Source organism: Paenibacillus sp. 01T422, from assembly GCF_056398785.1.
This window is the reverse complement of sequence record NZ_JBFTQB010001364.1, coordinates 1-2,633: the sequence shown is the minus strand read 5'-3', so window position 1 is coordinate 2,633 and position 2,633 is coordinate 1. Positions and strand designations below refer to the sequence as shown.

1 protein-coding gene and 2 pseudogenes are annotated in these 2,633 nt (G+C 40.4%); all 3 read left to right on the top strand.

The features are described 5' to 3' along the window. Nucleotides 1-786: pseudogene (locus tag AC1DUA_RS38780) on the top strand (fatty acid desaturase); the annotation flags it as partial. A gap of 53 nt (nucleotides 787-839) precedes the next feature. Next, nucleotides 840-1,873, top strand: a pseudogene (locus AC1DUA_RS38775) (sensor histidine kinase). Continuing rightward, a complete protein-coding gene (locus AC1DUA_RS38770) occupies nucleotides 1,870-2,469 on the top strand; it encodes a response regulator (protein ID WP_477504748.1) in 600 nt (199 codons plus the stop codon). Before AC1DUA_RS38775 ends, AC1DUA_RS38770 begins: the two are co-directional and overlap by 4 nt. Nucleotides 2,470-2,633 lie beyond the last annotated feature (164 nt).

Here is a 2,633-nt window from a genome sequence, read left to right as displayed (position 1 = left end):
CAATCTACACTAACCAATTTAAAAAAACAGGTTGCCCCTTATGAAAAATCAAATACGAGGGCTAGCATCAAACAGCTAATTAATACGTTAGGACCGTTAATGCTATTATGGATTGCTGCATATCTAAGCCTATCTATATCATATTGGATTACATTCCCTATTACGATCCTTGCATCTGGTTTCGTTATACGGACTTTTATCATTTTCCATGATTGTTGTCATCAATCGTTTTTCAAGAGCCGCAAGGCTAATGAAATAGTTGGTACAATCACGGGTATCCTTACACTCTTTCCCTATCAACAGTGGAAGAACAGTCATTCCATTCATCATGCAACGAGCAGTAACCTCGAAAAACGTGGTGTAGGTGATATGTGGGTGCTGACTGTCGACGAATATGCGGCATCTTCCCTCTGGGTTCGAATTGCTTATCGCTTATATCGGAATCCTTTTATTATGTTCGGATTAGGTCCTATCTTTTTGTTCCTAGTTACGAATCGCTTTAACACGAAAGGTGCAAAACGCAAGGAGAGAATGAGTACTTACTTGACGAACGTTTCCATCCTTGTCTTATATGCATTACTGATCTGGGCAATTGGTTGGCAGCCGTTTCTTTTAATCCAAGGTCCAATCATGTTTGTAGCTGGCTTGCTGGGGATCTGGCTGTTTTATGTACAGCATCAGTTTGAAGATTCCTATTTTGAGAACGAAGATGAGTGGAGTTATGTGAAAGCCGTATTGAAGCTCGTAAGTCGAACTTACAAGGGCAGTAAATACATCCGTTTCGTGTTTATGCTAAGATATAATTAAATCTAAGTTGAAGAAATAGAGGATAACGGACTATGCAAAAGTGGTATCAAATATTTCACAAAAACACCGGTCTTAGTCCGTATATATGGGTTGTCTTTTACATTCTTCCTTTTTATTTCATTTTCCGTTCTTCTGACATGTACCATATGGTATTAGGCTCAATTATGATTATTGTATTTTTTTGTTGCTATGTGCTTTCTTTCGTGTCTAAAGGATGGATTGTGTACTTTTGGACGAGTGTACAAATAATAATTTCAATTATTATGGCCTTAATATTCAGCTATGTCTACTTCTCACTGTTTTTAGCGTTTTTTATAGGCACAATGAAAAGCCGGGCAGGATTTATCACATTGTACTGCATTCATTTGACAACTACGATTGTAGCAATTAACTATGGATTAGTATCCCAAAATCCTGTATTTTTCACGCAATTACCTTTTATCATTATATGTGTAATTGGTGTTATTCTCCTTCCCGTCACCACGTTCAACCGAAACAGGAGTGAAATATTGCAAGTACAACTAGAGGATGCCAATAAACGGATTTCTGAGCTGGTCAAGCTTGAGGAACGTCAAAGAATCGCTCGAGACCTACACGATACACTTGGTCAGAAGCTCTCATTAATTGGTTTGAAGAGTGATCTAGCCGGGAAATTAATAACCAAAAATCCGACGCAAGCATTAATCGAAATTAACGATGTGCGGCAGACCGCTAGAATTGCGCTAAAGGAAGTTAGGGAAATCGTTACTCAAATGCGCGGTACGAAACTAGTGGATGAGATGTTTCGTATTAGGCAGATTCTGAAAGCCGCAGAGATCGAGCTCATTGTAGAGGGCGACACGAAGTTAACGAACATTCAATAAGCGATCTCGTTATCAAGGTAAGTGACAATGGGATCGGTATGTCGAGAGAATGCCTTATTTTACTTGGCAATGGATTGCGTGGCATGAAAGAGCGACTGGAATTTATTAATGGATCTATGGAAATTGTTTCAAATCAGGGTACGGTGATTGTTATCAAAGTACCTAATGCTATCATTCCACCGGAAAGGGAGGTGAGGATATGATTCGAATTGTAATCGCCGAGGACCAACGGATGCTGCTTGGTGCCCTTGCTTCCTTACTCGATTTGGAAGAAGACATGCAGGTCGTAGGCAAAGCAAGCAATGGGGAGGATGCTGTCAAACTTGTTCAACTGCATAAGCCGGATATTTGTGTGATGGACATTGAGATGCCGATAATGAGCGGGTTGGATGCCGCGGAGGAACTTAAGGGATTGGGCTGCAAGGTCATCATATTGACCACGTTTGCCCGGTATGGGTACTTTGAAAGAGCAGTGAAGGCTGGTGCTAACGGTTACTTGTTGAAAGACAGCCCGAGCGAGGAACTGGCTACTTCGATACGTAGTATTATGGCTGGAAGGCGAATCTATGCCTCAGAGCTTGTAGAAGAAACTTATAATGAGGAAAATCCATTAACAGAGAGGGAGAAGGAAGTTCTGACCCTTATTGCCGATGGTAAGAATACGAAGGAAATCGCTGATCACATGTATATTACACGTGGTACAGTTCGTAACTATATTTCTGTTATTCTCGATAAGCTCAATGTCAGTAACCGAATTGAGGCTATTATGCGCTTCAAAGAGAAGGGCTGGTTCAAATGAGTGAACCTACAATTTCTGTTGTAATGATATGATGCCGCGCTGTTGCGGTATTTTTTTTGTTTTAAGATAGATATAAAAGAGGCGTTCGGATTAACTGATGCCTCTTTTTACTGGTTGACGGAAAAACCACGCATAATGAACCTAAATTATGATCATCCTAAGGC